This window comes from Rhodococcus sp. 05-340-2 (assembly GCF_002258915.1).
Taxonomy (GTDB): domain Bacteria; phylum Actinomycetota; class Actinomycetes; order Mycobacteriales; family Mycobacteriaceae; genus Rhodococcoides.
In genome coordinates this window covers 301,343-316,872 of the sequence record NZ_NOYU01000042.1, presented here as the reverse complement: position 1 = coordinate 316,872, position 15,530 = coordinate 301,343, and the positions used below count along the sequence as shown (strand labels likewise).

Sequence of the window (15,530 nt, the reverse complement as noted above, 5' to 3'; positions counted from 1 at the left end):
ATGACTGTGCGGTGGACCCGAATGCTCACGGCTGTGGTGGCGGTGATCGCCCTCGGTGTGGCGGTGACGGCCTGTTCGACCGCCGACACCGGCGACACGGCGACGCAGTCGGCGGACGGTGCATTCCCGGTGGTCATCGATCACATCTACGGCAGCACGACCATTCCGGAGAAGCCCACTCGCATCGTCACGCTCGGGGTGTCCGACGCCGATGCCGTCATCGCGCTCGGCACCGTTCCCGTCGGCAACACCGGGTACACGTTCTACGAGACCGGACTGGGTCCGTGGACCGACGAGTTGGTCGGTGACGCGCCGTTGACGCTGCTGGGATCGGAGTCCGAGCCGAACTTCGAGCTGATCGCCTCTCTGGCACCGGATCTGATCACCGGACTCAATGCAGGTTTCGACGAGGCGACGTACGAAAGGCTCAGCGGCATCGCGCCGACTGTCGCCCGACCTGCAGGATCTGCCGCCTATGCCGTCGATCGTGAGGTGGCCACCGACACCATCGCTCGCGCGATGGGTGAACGCGACCGCGGCGTGGAGTTGAATGCGCAGACCACCGCTGCGCTCGAACAGGTTCGAAGCGAACATCCCGAGTTCGCAGGCAAGACGGCAGCAGTGGTGCTTCCGTACGACGGCCAGTTCGGCGCATTTCTGCCCGGTGATGCCCGCGGTACGTTCGTCACTTCGCTGGGCTTCGAGGTCCCGGAAGCGATCCGCGCCGAGGACGACGGCACCAATTTCTTCGTTCCGGTCGGGGCCGAGAACATCTCGATGCTCGACGCGGATCTGGTGCTCTACCTCGGTACCGGTGACGACATCGACGTGGTGGCCGAGAACCCGATCTTCGGAACGCTCGATGCTGCACGGAATGACGCGATCGTTCCGTTGTCCACCGATCAGCGTGGAGCGATCACGTACAACTCGGTGCTGTCGATTCCGTTCGCCATCGACGCGTTGGTACCTCGCGTGGCAGAGGCCGTCGCCTGAGCGGATTCACCGAGCGGCAGCGCTGCACTGACCGCAGGTGCCGAAGATCTCGATCGTGTGGCTCACGTCGCTGAAGCCGTTGGACTCGGCGACACTCTGCGACCACTTCTCGACGGTGGGGCCTTCGACCTCGACGGTGAAACCACACGAGCGGCACACCAGGTGATGGTGATGTCCGGACGAGCAGCGCCGGTAGACCGACTCGCCGTTGTCGGTGCGGAGTACGTCGACGGTCCCGGCGTCCGCCAAGGTCTGGAGTGTGCGATACACCGTGGTGAGGCCGATGCCCTCACCGCGCTTGCGCAATTCGTCGTGTAGATCCTGTGCGGACTTGAACTCTTCGATGGTGTCGAGCAGGTCCGAGATCGCGCTGCGCTGTTTGGTGGCTCGCACCCCGACGACGACCGGTCGTCTGGGGGTTGCGGTATCGGTGGACTTGTCGGTCACGGGTTCCGGCCTTCCTCGGCGTGGGCCACGGCGTCGACGACGATGTGGGAGAGGTGATCGTCGACCAGTCGGTACAGGACCTCACGGCCGTTGCGTTCTCCGCGCACCACACCCGCTGCCTTGAGTACCCGAAGGTGCTGGCTGATCAACGGCTGAGTGACACCGAGGGCGACGACGAGTTCGTGGACGCACCGCTCGGACTCGCGCAGCTGCAGCACGATGGCGATGCGTACCGGAGCCGCGAGTGCTCGCAGGATGTCGCCCGCCGCAGTCAGTGTCTCCTTCGGCGGAATGTGAGCCGGGGGAGCGACGGCGAACGGATCGCCGGAGTGCAACGGATGCTCGGGGTCCTGCCTGTGGGTCGAACTTGCTTCCACTGTCGAGTCCGTGGACACGGTTGCGGCTCCTTCGGTCGCCGGCTCGTTGCCGGCGGACTCTCCCTGCACGATCGACGTCATGGCACCAGGTTAGTGCAGTAGTTGTTATTGCAAATCGTATTCATTGTGATATGCACAGGTGCGCATGTCAACTTCCCGACTCGACCGCTGTTCGGATTCGATCGACGAGCCAGATAGTCTGATCAGGGCGAAAACCGCCCACGTCACCTCTTACACGATGTAACCGAAGATGGAGAGCTCCGCCAGTGGCACCCAAGTCCAAAGTCGAAACCGTCGCCAACCTCGCCAAGCGCAGAGGCCTCGTCTACCCGTGCGGCGAGATCTACGGCGGTACCAAGTCGGCCTGGGATTACGGCCCGCTGGGCGTCGAGCTCAAGGAGAACATCAAGAAGCAGTGGTGGCGCAACATGATCACCAGCCGCGACGACACCGTCGGGCTGGATTCCTCGGTGATCCTGCCGCGTCAGGTGTGGGAGGCGTCGGGCCACGTCGAGACTTTCTCCGACCCGCTGGTGGAGTCGCTGCACACCCACAAGCGCTATCGCGCCGATCACCTCATCGAGGCATACGAGGAGAAGCACGGCCACCCGCCGGAGAACGGCCTCGCCGACATTCGCGACCCCGAGACCGGTGAGCCCGGCTCCTGGACCGAACCGCGTGCATTCTCGGGACTGCTCAAGACCTTCCTCGGCCCGGTCGACAACGAAGAGGGCCTGCATTACCTGCGTCCCGAGACCGCACAGGGCATCTTCGTCAACTTCGCCAACGTGCTGACCACCTCACGCAAGAAGCCTCCGTTCGGTATCGGCCAGATCGGCAAGAGCTTCCGCAACGAGATCACTCCCGGCAACTTCATCTTCCGCACCCGTGAGTTCGAGCAGATGGAGATGGAGTTCTTCGTCAAGCCGGGCGAGGACGACGAGTGGCATCAGTACTGGATCGACTACCGCATGAAGTGGTACACCGATCTCGGTATCGATCCGGAGAACCTGCGGCTCTACGAGCACGCCAAGGAGAAGCTGTCGCACTACTCCAAGCGCACCGTGGACATCGAGTACAGGTTCGGCTTCCAGGGCAGTGCCTGGGGCGAACTCGAGGGTGTCGCGAACCGCACCGACTACGACCTCTCGGTGCACTCGAAGGCGTCGGGTCAGGACCTGAGCTACTACGAGCAGGCCACCGACACCCGCTACACCCCGTACGTCATCGAGCCGGCCGCAGGACTGACGCGTTCGCTGATGGCGTTCCTCGTCGACGCGTACACCGAGGACGAGGCCCCCAACGCCAAGGGCGGCGTCGACAAGCGTGTCGTGCTCAAGCTCGACCGTCGTCTCGCTCCGGTCAAGGTCGCGGTGCTCCCGCTCTCGCGCAACGCCGATCTGACGCCCAAGGCGAAAGACCTTGCGCAGCAACTGCGTCAGTACTGGAACGTCGAATTCGACGACGCCGGAGCCATCGGTCGCCGCTACCGTCGTCAGGACGAGATCGGCACCCCGTTCTGCATCACCGTCGACTTCGACACCCTCGACGATCATGCCGTCACCATCCGCGAGCGCGACACGATGGCGCAGGAGCGTGTGGCACTCGATCAGGTCGAGGGCTACATCGCGTCTCGTCTGATCGGCGCGTAAGAACCTCACTCACCCGACAGGGCCCGATCTCGCGATGAGATCGGGCCCTGTCGGCTGTCGATGGGTGGGTCAGAAGCGGCCGCCACCACCACCGAATCCGCCGCCACCGCCGCCGCCTCCGAAGCCCCCGCCGCCGCCGAATCCGCCACCGAAGCCTCCGCCACCTCCGCCGCCGCGAAGCACACTGTTGATCAGGATGCCGCCGAGCACGGCTCCCGCGACGTTGCCGCCGCTACCGCCACCGCGCGGGCCGTGACGATTTTCCCAGTTCTGTACATCGGCCTGGGCGATCTGCGATGCGCGTGACGCCAATTGGCTGGCTGCGTGTGCATGTTTGAGGGCTTCGTCAGGGTTCTCGGCCTCGAGTTGGCGAGCCGCACCGAGGTGGCGTTCGGCCTCGGACAGGCGCGTTCTGGCGTCGGCACCCACCCCGCCGCGACGGGTCGAGATGTAGTCCGCGGCAGCGGTGATCTGCGCCTGCGCGGCCGCGATGTCGCGATCCAGACGGGCCCGCAGTTGGTCCTCGGCCGCCTTGTCCGCCGACGCCTCGTCGACGATCTTCTCGAGTTCGGCGTCGGCCGCCGCGAGCGCGGTGTAGCTGCCGAGAGGGTCCGAGGACTGTGCCGTCTCCGCGTTCTTCAGCGCCGTCTGCGCCGCAGTCATCGCCGACTGCAGTTCGGCTCCACCGTGTTCGGCCAAGCCGCGAGCCTGCTCGATGTCGCGGCGAACGTCCGCGATGGCGTCGGGCAGGGTGGCGATGGCATGCCTGATGTCGTCCCGGGCATGGTCGACACCGTCGAGCAGGGTCTTGGCCTGGTCGACGGCTCGTTCGGCCGTACGAATCGCGGTGACCGCAGGCCCCTGCTTTCCGGGCGGCAGTGCTGCCGCCTTACGGCCGGCCTCGATGTTGTCCTCGGCCAGGGCCATACGGTCCTTGGCCATCGTGACGTTGTCCGCGATCGAGGACAGGGCGGAGGCGGCGAACTCCGAATGCAGCTCGGTGAGAACCGATTCGGATTGCGGGATTCTCACCGTCAAGCCGACGACGGCCTGGGTCAGTTCGTCGAGGTGGGCGTCGGCGTTCATCACGAGATCGCGGAACCCGTCGAATTCCTCCACCCGCGAATCGAGTTCGCGATCGGCCTGGCCACAGGAGGAGATGATCTCGACGAGCATCGCCCGTCGCTGATCGGGAGTTTCCGGAATGGCATCGTCGAGACGTTGGCGGATCTCGAAGGCGGACGCGAGAGCCTTCTTGGCGTTGTCGTGGGCGGCGATGAACGGTGCTGCCGCAGAATCTCCGAACTCTCCACGGGCGAGATTCAATTCCTCTTCGCTGGCGCGCACCGCGTTGTCGGTCTCGACCAGAATTTCCTTGGCGCGGGTGTCGAGAACGTCGATGGGGAAGGCGGCCAGTGCGGCCGGGTCGCTCGGGTCGATCTTCGCCACGGCTTCGACCTCGGCGGCGACGCGGGCCTTCTTGCGCCGGGAGGAGTAGACGACGGCTCCGCCGCCGGCCACGGCCAGTACGCCGACGCCGATCAGCAGTGGTGCCGACGAGCCACCACTGCCGCTCGAGGCATACGCGTCGCCGAGTGCACCGGCTGCCGCAATGGCCGCACCGGACCAATCTTCTTCGCGCAGTGCAGGTTCGACGTCGTCGGCACGGATCGAATCTTGCTCGGAGGTGGTGATCTGAGACAGCCCGGTGTTCACACCGAGGTAGTACGAACGGTCCACGGTCGCCACGGCGAGCAGAACGTCGCGCTGACCGAGGTCACTTCTCGTCGCAGTCTGCTCGGCCCAGTTCGCCGCCGACAGGTCGTCGAAGTCCGCGACATAGGTGACCCACAACCGGACCTGACTGTTGCCGTAGAGGTCGTCGATCGAGGTCTGGACCTCGGCGAGGGCATCCGGGTCGAGTGCCTGGACGTTGTCGGTGATCTGGGTGGCCAGCCGCGAGGGAGCCTCGGCGGATGCAACCCCTGGCGCGAGCAGGACCGCGGCGAACAGGGTCAGAGCACCCACGGCGGCGAGACGACGAAATCGATGGATTGCTGCTCGAACGACTGGGGCGCTGGTGTGCCGCCGGTGCTGGACTGCCATGCGCTGAAATCTACCGGCTGGGCGGCGAGGACATCGAGCAGGTCGATCCGGACGCATGACAGTTGTCACCCCGCAATCGTGACGCTCGAACGAGGTCGGAGCCGCCCGATCGCAGCAGAGTGATTCCCATGACCACAACGAAGGCAGTCGAACTGCGAAACGTCACCAAGACCTATGGCTCGGTCCGGGCGGTCGACGGGCTCAGCCTGTCCATCGAACCGGGCGAGGTCGTCGCATTCCTCGGACCCAACGGAGCGGGAAAGACGACCACCATCGACATGATGCTCGGCCTGGCAACACCCACCACCGGGTCGGTGTCGGTGTTCGGCGGCACTCCGGCCGACGCGATCGCCCAGGGCCGCATCTCGGCCGTCATGCAGACCGGCGGTCTGCTGCGCGATCTGACCGTCCGCGAAACCGTGGAGCTGACGTCGGCACTGTTCGCCCGCACCCGGTCGGTGAAGGAGGTTCTCACCCGGGCAGGCATCGCCGACATCGGAGATCGGCGAGTGGCGAAATGCTCCGGCGGTCAGCAACAACGCCTTCGGTTCGCGCTCGCACTGTTGCCCGATCCGGACCTGTTGGTGCTGGACGAGCCGACCACCGGCATGGATGTCGAGGGTCGTCGCGACTTCTGGAACGCCATTCGTCAGGACGCCAGCACCGGCCGAACGGTGCTCTTCGCAACGCACTACCTCGACGAGGCCGACGCCTACGCCGACCGGATCGTGTTGGTGCGGCACGGCAAGATCGTCGCCGACGGCAGCGCCGCCGAGGTGAAGAACCTGGCGGCAGGACGCACCGTCACCGCCACGCTGCCCGGCGTCGACCAGTCGATGCTGCTCTCTCTGCCCGGAGTGGACCGCGTCGAGACGCGTGGCGATCGGGTGATCGTGCACGGTCGCGACTCCGATGCAGTGGCTCGATACCTACTCAACGACGCGCACGCGACCGATCTGGAAATCGTCTCGCGCAACCTCGAGGATGCATTCCTCGCCCTGACCACCGACTCACGAAACGACACAGCCGAAAACGACCTCGCCGGGAGCATCCGATGACCACGAGCACTCACCCCGCCACCACCCGCACCTCCGCCAGAGCCGTTGCCTGGGGCGGCTTCTCGCCTACGTTCCTCGGACTCGAAATTCGCAGGCTCTTCCGAAACAAGCGAACTCTGATCTTCACGTTGGTGATGCCGCCGGTGTTCTTCGTCATCTTCGGTACGCAGTCCGACTACCGGACCGACTACCCGTTCGCGCATGGGAACGTCACCGCGTACATCGCCATCAGCATGGCGGTCTACGGCGCGATGCTCGCCACCACCAGTGGGGGAGCGATGGTGTCGGTCGAACGAGCTCAGGGGTGGAGCCGACAGTTGCGGTTGACTCCGCTGAAGCCCGTCGCCTACATCGTCACCAAGGTCCTCGTGGCCATGACCATGGGTGCAGCAGCCATTGTCGTGGTTTTCGTCGTCGCGAAGTTCTTCGGGGCCGACATGCCGATCTGGGTGTGGCTCGCGTGTGGTGTGATCGCGTGGCTCGGGTCCGCAGTGTTCGCCGCGTTCGGTCTCTTCATGGGCTATCTGCTGCCGTCGGAGAACGTCATGCAGATCCTCGGACCGGTGCTGGCGTTCCTGGCGCTGGCCGGCGGATTGTTCGTTCCGCTCGGCGACAGCGGCTGGTTCCCGATGCTGGCCCAGTTCACCCCGCTCTACGGCCTGGCCACCATCACCCGGGCACCGTTCACCTCCGCTGACACCGGAACTCTGCTGATCGCCGTGATCAACCTGGTGGTGTGGGCGACGGTGTTCGTCGCCGGAGCTGCGTTGCTGTTCCGAAGAGACACCAAGCGTGCCTGAGACCGAAACCACTGATCATGTCGTCCACAGAGATACCGTGGGCGGCATGACCACGTTCACCGCCGACCTTCCCGAGGGCCGGATCTGGCGGTTCGGCTGGATGTTCGGAGCCATCTGGCTGGTGTACCTGATCTATCCGTTGAACGACATCCTTGCTCTGGACTACGTGCCGGCGAAGGTTGCCGGGGTCATGACGATCGTTGCCTTCGGTGCCGTGTTCACGTCCACTTTCTGGCGTTTTCGTAACGGACACCGCCGAGGAAAGCCACTGCCGGTCTCGCAGGCGTGGATCGCGCTCGGGGTCATGATCGCGCTGACCGTGTTCATGAGCGTGTCGATAGGAACCACCGCATTCGGCGCGACCGTCTACATCGCAGTACTGGCCATGATGACCCTGCCGGTCAGGCAAGCGTGGGCGTTGGTGTTGGTGATGGTCGCGCTCGTCGAGGCGGTGCCACGCTTCTTGTCGTCCTGGGAGCCCGACACCTTCTTCGCATTTCAGCTGCTGATCAGCGCGGCCGCGGCCTGGGGCATCACCCAGGTGTTCCAGCGCAATCACGAATTGGCCGTGGCCAGGCAACAATTGGCAGACCTGGCCATCGTGGCCGAACGCGAGCGCATGAGCCGGGACGTGCACGACATCCTCGGCCATTCCCTGACCGTCATCACCGTCAAGAGCGAACTGGCCGGCAGGTTGATCGAGATCGACCCCGCCCGAGCGGCCGTCGAGATCGCAGAGCTGGAAACCCTTGCTCGGCAAGCACTTGCCGATGTGCGCAGTACCGTCGGAGGTATGCGGCAGGTCGACATCGGATCCGAATTGGCAAGTGTGCAAACGGCATTAGCTGCCGCGGGAATCGACGCCGATCTTCCCTGTGACGCCGACGTGGTGCCGCTGCGACACCGAGAACTGTTCGGTTGGGTGATCCGGGAAGCGGTGACCAACGTGGTTCGACACTCGAGCGCACGACACTGCCGGGTGACGCTGACGGCGTCGAGCATCTCCATCGTCGACGACGGAGTGGGACCGGCAGACAAGGAGTCCGGCGGCAACGGTCTGCGCGGTCTCGGTGAACGCGTGGCTGCCGCGGGTGGTGTACTGACGATCGCCCGGGTGCCGGCCGGCGGTTTCAGGGTGGAGGTACACGGTGAATAGGACGCAGGCGCAATGACCATCACACTGTTGCTGGCCGACGATCAGGCTCTGGTGCGGGGTGCACTTGCAGCTCTGCTGGGGCTCGAACACGATCTCGAGGTCGTCGCCGAGGTGGGACGCGGGGACGAGGTTGCCGCTGCCGTTCTCGAACATCGACCCGACGTCGTTCTGCTCGACGTGGAGATGCCGGGAAAGAACGGGATCGAGGTCACCGCCGAACTCGCGCTCGTCGCGCCGCAGTCGAGGGTGCTGATCGTCACGACGTTCGGTCGACCCGGATATCTACGCCGCGCGATCGACGCGGGCGCGTCGGGTTTCGTGGTCAAGGACACTCCTGCCAAGCAGCTGGCCGACGCCGTTCGGCGGGTGCACATGGGCCTTCGTGTGGTCGATCCGACGCTGGCGACCGAAACCCTGACCGACGGCGTTTCGCCTCTGACAGCCCGAGAGCAGGAAGTTCTCCGCGCAGCGGCCCAGGGCGGGACGGCCGGCTCCATCGCTGCTCAGGTCCACCTCTCGGAGGGAACGGTGCGCAATCATCTGTCGTCCGCGATAGGAAAGACCGGTACCAGTACCCGCGCCGAAGCGGTGCGAGTGGCGGAGGATCGAGGGTGGCTGTAGGTCCTGCGAGGCGCGCCGCTGCCGCCGAAGATGCGTAGGCCTGGCAAACTCGAGGGGTGAATTCAACTCTCGACCGAGATTCGTACGGCGACCCGTACGACGATCGGTATGCCCCGGACCCCGGTCCCGAGCGCCTCGGCTTCTTCGGAACGCTCGGACGCTGGACCGGCCGGCTGGTCGCGGGAGTGATCCTGATGTCGCTGGTGCTGGTCGCCGGAACAGCGGTGCGGGTATGGCAGGTGGCGCGCATCGACGACTATTCCAAGGCGGACGCCATCGTGGTGCTCGGCGCGGCGCAGTACAGCGGCACACCCTCGACTGTGTTCGAGGCACGACTGGACCAGGCCGCGTCACTGTACGAGCAGGGAATCGCCCCCGAGATCGTCACCGTCGGCGGAAAGCAGGAGGGCGATCTGTTCACCGAGGCCGCCTCGGGCCGCAACTATCTGATCGATCAGGGAGTTCCTGCCGACGCCATCACTGCCGTCGAGACCGGCTCTGACACCCTCGAGAGCATCGAGGCAGTGAGTAACACCCTGCGCGAACAGGGCAAGTCGTCGGTGGTGTTGGTCAGCGATCCATGGCATTCACTACGTACCCGAACCATGGCGCGCGACGCCGGACTCGACGCCTGGACCTCCCCGACACGCACCGGTCCCGCCGTCTACACCAGAGAATCCCAGGCGCACGGAATCGCCAGGGAGACAGGCGCTCTGCTGTGGTATCAGCTGACCCACTTCACCGCGGACTTCTCCTACACGGCAGGCCAGTAGATGACCGGCACATACTCGGCACACGACGTCGAACGATTCGTCCCCGAACCTCCGAAGACCGCAGGACTGCGAGCCGGGGCTGACAACGCCTCGCATCGAAGCGCCTTCGCGCGCGATCGAGCGCGCGTGTTGCACTGCGCCGCCCTGCGCCGGCTCGCCGACAAGACGCAGGTCACCGGTCCTCGAGACGGAGACACCCCGCGCACGCGATTGACGCACTCGCTCGAAGTCGCGCAGATCGGCCGCAGCATCGCCGAGGGTCTCGGCAGCGATCCCGATCTGGTGGACCTCGCCGGGCTGGCGCACGACATCGGCCACCCGCCGTACGGACACAACGGTGAACGCGCCCTCGACGAAGTGGCCGAGAACTGCGGTGGCTTCGAGGGCAACGCGCAGAACCTGCGCATTCTCACCGGACTCGAGCCGAAGATCCTCGACTCCGACGGCCGAAGCGCAGGACTCAACCTGACCCGAGCCTCGCTCGACGCGGCCACCAAATATCCGTGGATCAGGCCCGCGCCCGGCGCGAAATTCGGTGCCTACGACGACGACTCCGCCATTCTGGGCTGGGTGCGTGACGGTGCGCCGGACAAGCACAAGTGCCTCGAAGCGCAGAGCATGGACTGGTCCGACGACGTGGCGTACTCGGTGCACGACGTCGAGGACGGCGTCATCGACGCTCGAATCGACCTACGGGCTCTGTCCGATCCGATCGAGCGACGCGCTCTCGCCGAACTCGGCGTCTCGGAGTTTCGCGGGCTCGATGTCGACGAACTGATCGAGGCCGCAGATCGACTGTCGAGAATGCCCGTCGTGGTCGCGGTCGGACGTTACGACGGCACCCTCGAAGCCTCCGTCGCGCTCAAACACATGACCAGTGAACTGGTCGGACGCTTCGCGACCGCCGCCATCGAGGGCACCCACGAGAAGTACGGCACTGCGCCGCTGAGCCGATACGACGCCGATCTGGTGGTGCCGTCGATCGTCGGCTCGGAGGTGGCATTGCTCAAGACGATGGCATTGCGGTACGTGATGTCCGACGCCGGCCACAAGGTCCGCCAGGAGCGCCAACGCGACCGTATCCACCGTGTCGCCGAGTGGTTGATGCGCTCGGCTCCGGGCGAACTGGACCCCATTCTGGTGCCCGCCTGGCAGCGGGCCGACAGCGACGCGGAACGGACTCGTGTGGTTGTCGACCAGATCGCGTCGTACACCGAAAGTCGACTCGAACTGATCGACAAGCGGTCACTCGGAGCTCAGGCCAGCTGGGGCTGACCGCGTCGCCGACCGAATGTGGGTAGGTCCAGATCGGGACTAGACTGCCCTTCGTGGCCGGCCGAATTCCTGAACGCGACATCGCCGCCATTCGCGAACGCACACGGATCGAAGACATAGTCGGCGACTACGTCTCTCTCAAGCGCGCGGGCGGCGACTCCATGAAGGGGTTGTGCCCCTTCCACGACGAGAAATCTCCGTCGTTCCACGTTCGCCCCAATCACGGTCACTATCACTGCTTCGGCTGCGGCGAGGGCGGTGACGCCTACTCTTTCCTGCAGAAGATCGAGCACATCTCGTTCGTCGAGGCCGTCGAGCAACTTGCCGACCGGTTGAACTACTCGATCTCCTACGAGGGCGGAGGGCCGTCGGTTCAACGTGACCGTGGCACCCGCGCGCGTCTGATCGCCGCGAACGCAGCAGCGCAGGAGTTCTACGCGGGCAGGCTCAGTGGCCCCGACGCCCAGGCCGCGCGGGACTACCTCACCGAACGCAACTTCGACGGGCACGCTGCCCTGGCCTACGGCTGTGGTTACGCACCCGACGGCTGGGACACCCTCACCAAGCATCTGCTGGGCAAGGGTTTCGAGGCCAAGGAGATCGTCGACGCAGGCCTGGCGACACCCGGTAAGCGCGGGACACCGATCGACCGTTTTCGGCGTCGGTTGGTGTGGCCCATTCGCAGTCAGAGCGGTGACGTCATCGGTTTCGGCGCACGCAAACTGTTCGACGACGACACGATGCCGGGTAAGTACATCAACACCCCGGAAACCATGCTGTACAAGAAGTCTCAGGTGTTGTTCGGTCTCGACCTGGCACGCAAGGAAATCGCGAGGTCCCATCAGGCCGTCATCGTCGAGGGCTACACAGACGTGATGGCGATGCATCTGGCTGGAGTCAAGACGGCAGTGGCGTCCTGTGGAACGGCCTTCGGCGAGGACCACCTGGCGATGCTGCGCCGATTGATGATGGACGACAGCTACTTTCGCGGCGAAGTGATCTACACCTTCGACGGAGACGAAGCCGGGCAGGCCGCCGCGATGAAGGCGTTCGAGGGTGATCAGAAGATCGCCGGCCAGACATTCGTCGCAGTTGCTCCGGACGGAATGGACCCGTGCGATCTTCGCTTGAAGTCCGGCGACAACGCCGTTCGCGATCTTGTCGCCAGGCGTACCCCGATGTTCGCCTTCGTAGTCAAATCACTGCTGCGAGAGCATGATCTGGACACACCCGAGGGGCGCGTCGAGGCGTTGAAGCGAACCGTTCCCGTGGTCGCCCGCATCAAGGATGCGTCGCTTCGGGACGAGTACGCGCGGCAGTTGGCCGGCTGGACCGGGTGGGACGACACCGCAATGGTGCTCGCCCGGGTGCGCGACGAGGCGAAGAAAGGTGCCCGGGGCGACACCAGCGGCAAACGCGTCCCGTTCGAGAAGCGTCAGGCTGCTCCCGTGGAGGCCCCAACGGGACCTCCACGTCCCAACCCCACCGATCCGTCTCTGTGGCCGCAGCGCGAAGCCCTCAAGGCGGTACTGCAGATGCCTGCGATGGCAGGCACGGTGTTCGATTCGCTCCCGCCGGAAAGCTTCCATCACCCGGCGTATTCGGCCGTGCGCGACGCAGTGGCCGCTGCCGGCGGCACCGCTGCAGGCCTGGGCGGAGGGGAGTGGGTCGACGCGGTCGCCAAACAGGCCAAGGATGCCGTGGTCGTGTCGTTGGTCACCGAGTTGGCCGTCGACCCGATGCGCGTGGCCGACGACGCTCTCACTCGCTACATTTCGGGCGTACTCGCACGACTCCAGGAAGTGTGGGTCGGCCAACAGGTGGCCGAACTCAAATCGAAACTGCAGCGCATGTCACCGGTGGAGAAGCCCGACGACTACAACGCGTTGTTCGGCGACCTCATCGCCCTCGAGCAGTACCGCCGCAGTCTGCTCGAGCTCGCCGTCGGAAGTGTGGCCGAGGTCGGTTAGCGCCGCAGCTGATCGCGGGGAACGAAAACCTGGGTCTCGTCGTCGATCGGCTGCATCGGCTCCAGTCGGGGCTGAGTGTTGAGGGAATCGGACAGCTTCTGGCGGCCGACCTCGATCGCCTTCTTGGTGGCCGGGCTCGACGCGACGGCGCTCGCAGTCTTGCGAATCTGCTCGTACCGGCCCCGTCCTGCCTTGGCACCGAGCACATACGCAGCTCCAGCCGCCAGTACCAAACGAATCATCAGTAGGTCCTTCCCTCGAGCGTGCGGCTGTTCTTCCATCTTGCCCGACGAACCTCGAGCAGGGCGATTTGGTACTCGGCAGGGGGTGTGCGCTATTGTTTCCAACGGCTCGCACGAGAGTGTGACGCCGCGAGGTAATCCCCCATAGCTCAATTGGCAGAGCATTCGACTGTTAATCGAAGGGTTCCTGGTTCGAGTCCAGGTGGGGGAGCGCAGTCCCCGTTCGGTTCGCCCGGGCGGGGATTTTTGCTGTCGGGAGTGTGCCGCGCGAGCCCCCCGGCGCGGCCCGTGAACGTACCGGACATGTGGTACCGAGAGTTCGAGTTAGTTAACAGATCGTGACGCCAATTTCTGTATATCGAATGAATGAATCCCATCGACCGATGTCAGGTTTGTCGGTCGTCCGCGACATACTGAACGAGCGATCCCGGTGGCTCAACAGTGCTATAAAAAGCCGGGTCGGTCGGTTTTAAGGGGCTTCATGAGTTTGAGTTACGCAGCAACAGTTCCGCGGCACCTCGTGCATCGGAGGTCGCCGGGCGACGTTCTGTTGACCGATTACGAGACCGTCGACGGTACGCATCGGGCGGCGGTGCAGTTCCCGACGTCGCATCGCATGTTCGCGCCGGTCCGCCGAACCCACGACTCGTTGATGGTGGCCGAGGCTCTGCGCCAAGCGATCAGCCTCTTCTGTCACGTCAACCACGGCGTTCCACTCGATCACGTGGTGTTCATCGAGCACTCCCGCTTCGAGATCCTGGACCCGCTCTCCGTCGACGACATCGACGATTCGCTTGTCGCAGAGTCGATCACGACCGACGTGACGTTCGAGAACGAGTCGCTGGACAACATGAAGCTCTCCGCCCGGCTCCTGAACGGCACCCACCTCGTCGCGTCGGGGACGGCATCGGTCCGGACCATCGGACCCGAGGTGTACTCGCAGTTTCGCAAGTCGACCGTTGCCGACCCCCACTTCCGTTTCCTGCCGGCCGGAACCGAGGTGGTCTCACCGTCCTCGGTCGGACGTCTCGATCCGTCCGACGTGGTGTTGGCACGGCACACATCCGACGGGACCATCGTCGTGGCGCCGGATCCGCGCAACCTGGCGATGTTCGACCATTCGGTCGAGTACCTGCCGGGCGTCACGATGCTCGAGGCGGGCCGTCAGGCTCTGCGCTTGGCGACCGGAACACCGACGCTGGATTTCACCTCCTGCGAGGTGAGGTTCATGGGATTCGCCGAGTGGACCAACCCGTGCTCGGTGATCGTCGACGCGGACTCCACCGACGGCATCTTCCGCATTCAGTTCGAGCACGACGGCGAGGTGCTGTCGGCGATGTCCGTCACGACGACGTCCGAACCGTGGTTGGCCCCTACCGATCGCTCCAGTCGATAAGGGCGTCTTCGGCCACTGTCGTCACCCGCGCGAGGCGTCGACGCGGCACCACCGAGGGCAGCAACATCTGCCACATCTCGGTCAGCCTTTGCTGTAGATCGGCGCGTCCGGTCAACATCTCCGATACCGTCTGCACGCCGGTGAACGACGCGACGATGTATCGACCGAGCGTGAGTGCGTCGATACCGTCGACGATGTCGCCCTCGGCCTGAGCACGTGCGGCCAGATCGCCCATCTTGCCGATCCAGTCCTCGAACGCTCGCGCATTGGGGCTGTCCACGATGGCCGACTCCAGCGTCAACCGCATACCCCCGCGGGCGATGGAGTCGGTCTGCAGTTGGCGTCCCAACTCCTTGCTCACCAGGATCAGGGCGTCCAACGCTTTCGGCGTCTGCTCGATGATGAGGGCGCTCGCACTCGCCGCCATGGCCAGCTGCGCGTCGATCACTGCCTGCGCCAGATCTTCCTTCGACGAGAAATGGAAGTACATCGCGCCTTTGCTGACCCCGGCATGGGCGATGATGGTGCTCAAACTTGCTGTGCCGTAACCGAACTTCTCGAAACTGGCGGCGGCCCCCTCGAGTACGGCCTGCCTGGTGGACGCTGCACGCTCCTGCATCGGTAGACAATAACTGTTGCCCGGGTTCGCGGCACGGCGGAGTGA

At 64.8% G+C, this 15,530-nt stretch carries 15 protein-coding genes and 1 tRNA gene; 11 read left to right on the top strand and 5 right to left on the bottom strand.

Features of this window, described 5'->3' with window-relative positions; translation table 11 throughout:
* Positions 1–993: an iron-siderophore ABC transporter substrate-binding protein gene (locus tag CH271_RS26655; RefSeq protein ID WP_094635533.1), complete on the top strand. Its 993-nt coding sequence runs from the start codon at positions 1–3 to the stop codon at positions 991–993.
* A gap of 6 nt (positions 994–999) precedes the next feature.
* On the opposite strand, the gene CH271_RS26650 is transcribed toward CH271_RS26655, so the two are convergent.
* Complete coding sequence (locus CH271_RS26650; RefSeq protein WP_094635532.1) at positions 1,000–1,440, bottom strand: Fur family transcriptional regulator; 441 nt, start codon at positions 1,438–1,440, stop codon at positions 1,000–1,002.
* Positions 1,437–1,898 (bottom strand): ArsR/SmtB family transcription factor, encoded by a 462-nt coding sequence (locus tag CH271_RS26645; protein ID WP_306437421.1) that lies wholly within the window; start codon positions 1,896–1,898, stop codon positions 1,437–1,439. Before CH271_RS26645 ends, CH271_RS26650 begins: the two co-directional genes overlap by 4 nt.
* A gap of 185 nt (positions 1,899–2,083) precedes the next feature.
* Here CH271_RS26645 and CH271_RS26640 point away from each other — a divergent pair, with 185 nt between their 5' ends.
* Complete coding sequence (locus CH271_RS26640; RefSeq protein WP_094635531.1) at positions 2,084–3,469, top strand: glycine--tRNA ligase; 1,386 nt, start codon at positions 2,084–2,086, stop codon at positions 3,467–3,469.
* A gap of 69 nt (positions 3,470–3,538) precedes the next feature.
* Here the strand turns inward: CH271_RS26640 and CH271_RS26635 are convergent, their stop codons facing one another.
* On the bottom strand, positions 3,539–5,575 hold the full coding sequence (locus CH271_RS26635; RefSeq protein WP_256986562.1) for a TPM domain-containing protein: 2,037 nt from the start codon (positions 5,573–5,575) through the stop codon (positions 3,539–3,541).
* 128 nt (positions 5,576–5,703) lie between these two features.
* Here CH271_RS26635 and CH271_RS26630 point away from each other — a divergent pair, with 128 nt between their 5' ends.
* From CH271_RS26630 to dnaG, 7 genes are read left to right on the top strand one after another with little or no spacing between them, the layout of a single operon-like run.
* The gene (locus CH271_RS26630) at positions 5,704–6,633 is read left to right on the top strand and encodes an ABC transporter ATP-binding protein (RefSeq protein ID WP_094635658.1); all 930 of its coding nucleotides are present in this window, start codon (positions 5,704–5,706) and stop codon (positions 6,631–6,633) included.
* Positions 6,630–7,433 (top strand): ABC transporter permease, encoded by an 804-nt coding sequence (locus tag CH271_RS26625; protein WP_094635530.1) that lies wholly within the window; start codon positions 6,630–6,632, stop codon positions 7,431–7,433. The genes CH271_RS26630 and CH271_RS26625 overlap by 4 nt, the downstream gene beginning before the upstream one ends.
* Positions 7,434–7,479: 46 nt before the next feature.
* Entirely contained in the window at positions 7,480–8,589 is a 1,110-nt protein-coding gene (locus CH271_RS26620) for a sensor histidine kinase (protein WP_094635657.1), read from the top strand.
* 12 nt (positions 8,590–8,601) lie between these two features.
* Entirely contained in the window at positions 8,602–9,210 is a 609-nt protein-coding gene (locus CH271_RS26615; RefSeq protein WP_094635529.1) for a response regulator transcription factor, read from the top strand.
* A 56-nt stretch (positions 9,211–9,266) separates the two neighbouring features.
* On the top strand, positions 9,267–9,983 hold the full coding sequence (locus tag CH271_RS26610; protein WP_037193022.1) for a YdcF family protein: 717 nt from the start codon (positions 9,267–9,269) through the stop codon (positions 9,981–9,983).
* A complete protein-coding gene (locus tag CH271_RS26605; RefSeq protein ID WP_094635528.1) occupies positions 9,984–11,258 on the top strand; it encodes a deoxyguanosinetriphosphate triphosphohydrolase in 1,275 nt (424 codons plus the stop codon).
* Positions 11,259–11,311: 53 nt separating this feature from the next.
* Positions 11,312–13,228, top strand: a complete 1,917-nt coding sequence (dnaG, locus tag CH271_RS26600; protein ID WP_094635527.1) for a DNA primase — start codon at positions 11,312–11,314, stop codon at positions 13,226–13,228.
* Here the strand turns inward: dnaG and CH271_RS26595 are convergent.
* Complete coding sequence (locus tag CH271_RS26595; RefSeq protein WP_141217061.1) at positions 13,225–13,470, bottom strand: hypothetical protein; 246 nt, start codon at positions 13,468–13,470, stop codon at positions 13,225–13,227. The genes dnaG and CH271_RS26595 overlap by 4 nt on opposite strands.
* Before the next feature lie 138 nt (positions 13,471–13,608).
* On the opposite strand from CH271_RS26595, the gene CH271_RS26590 reads away from it, so the two are divergent.
* Together CH271_RS26590 and CH271_RS26585 are read left to right on the top strand one after the other, a co-directional pair.
* Positions 13,609–13,681 (top strand) — tRNA-Asn (locus CH271_RS26590).
* 270 nt (positions 13,682–13,951) lie between these two features.
* On the top strand, positions 13,952–14,866 hold the full coding sequence (locus tag CH271_RS26585; protein ID WP_094635525.1) for an AfsA-related hotdog domain-containing protein: 915 nt from the start codon (positions 13,952–13,954) through the stop codon (positions 14,864–14,866).
* Here the strand turns inward: CH271_RS26585 and CH271_RS26580 are convergent.
* Entirely contained in the window at positions 14,844–15,485 is a 642-nt protein-coding gene (locus CH271_RS26580; RefSeq protein WP_037193014.1) for a ScbR family autoregulator-binding transcription factor, read from the bottom strand. The genes CH271_RS26585 and CH271_RS26580 overlap by 23 nt on opposite strands.
* Between the last annotated feature and the right edge of the window lie 45 nt (positions 15,486–15,530).

Bases quoted from the DNA above. Each gene is read 5' to 3' on its own strand.
- CH271_RS26655 (WP_094635533.1), top strand. From the start codon at position 1: ATGACTGTGCGGTGGACCCGAATGCTCACGGCTGTGGTGGCGGTGATC.
- CH271_RS26645 (WP_306437421.1), bottom strand. From the start codon at position 1,898: ATGACGTCGATCGTGCAGGGAGAGTCCGCCGGCAACGAGCCGGCGACC.
- CH271_RS26635 (WP_256986562.1), bottom strand. From the start codon at position 5,575: ATGGCAGTCCAGCACCGGCGGCACACCAGCGCCCCAGTCGTTCGAGCA.
- CH271_RS26630 (WP_094635658.1), top strand. From the start codon at position 5,704: ATGACCACAACGAAGGCAGTCGAACTGCGAAACGTCACCAAGACCTAT.
- CH271_RS26625 (WP_094635530.1), top strand. From the start codon at position 6,630: ATGACCACGAGCACTCACCCCGCCACCACCCGCACCTCCGCCAGAGCC.
- CH271_RS26620 (WP_094635657.1), top strand. From the start codon at position 7,480: ATGACCACGTTCACCGCCGACCTTCCCGAGGGCCGGATCTGGCGGTTC.
- CH271_RS26615 (WP_094635529.1), top strand. From the start codon at position 8,602: ATGACCATCACACTGTTGCTGGCCGACGATCAGGCTCTGGTGCGGGGT.
- CH271_RS26605 (WP_094635528.1), top strand. From the start codon at position 9,984: ATGACCGGCACATACTCGGCACACGACGTCGAACGATTCGTCCCCGAA.
- CH271_RS26595 (WP_141217061.1), bottom strand. From the start codon at position 13,470: ATGATTCGTTTGGTACTGGCGGCTGGAGCTGCGTATGTGCTCGGTGCC.
- CH271_RS26585 (WP_094635525.1), top strand. From the start codon at position 13,952: ATGAGTTTGAGTTACGCAGCAACAGTTCCGCGGCACCTCGTGCATCGG.
- CH271_RS26580 (WP_037193014.1), bottom strand. From the start codon at position 15,485: ATGCAGGAGCGTGCAGCGTCCACCAGGCAGGCCGTACTCGAGGGGGCC.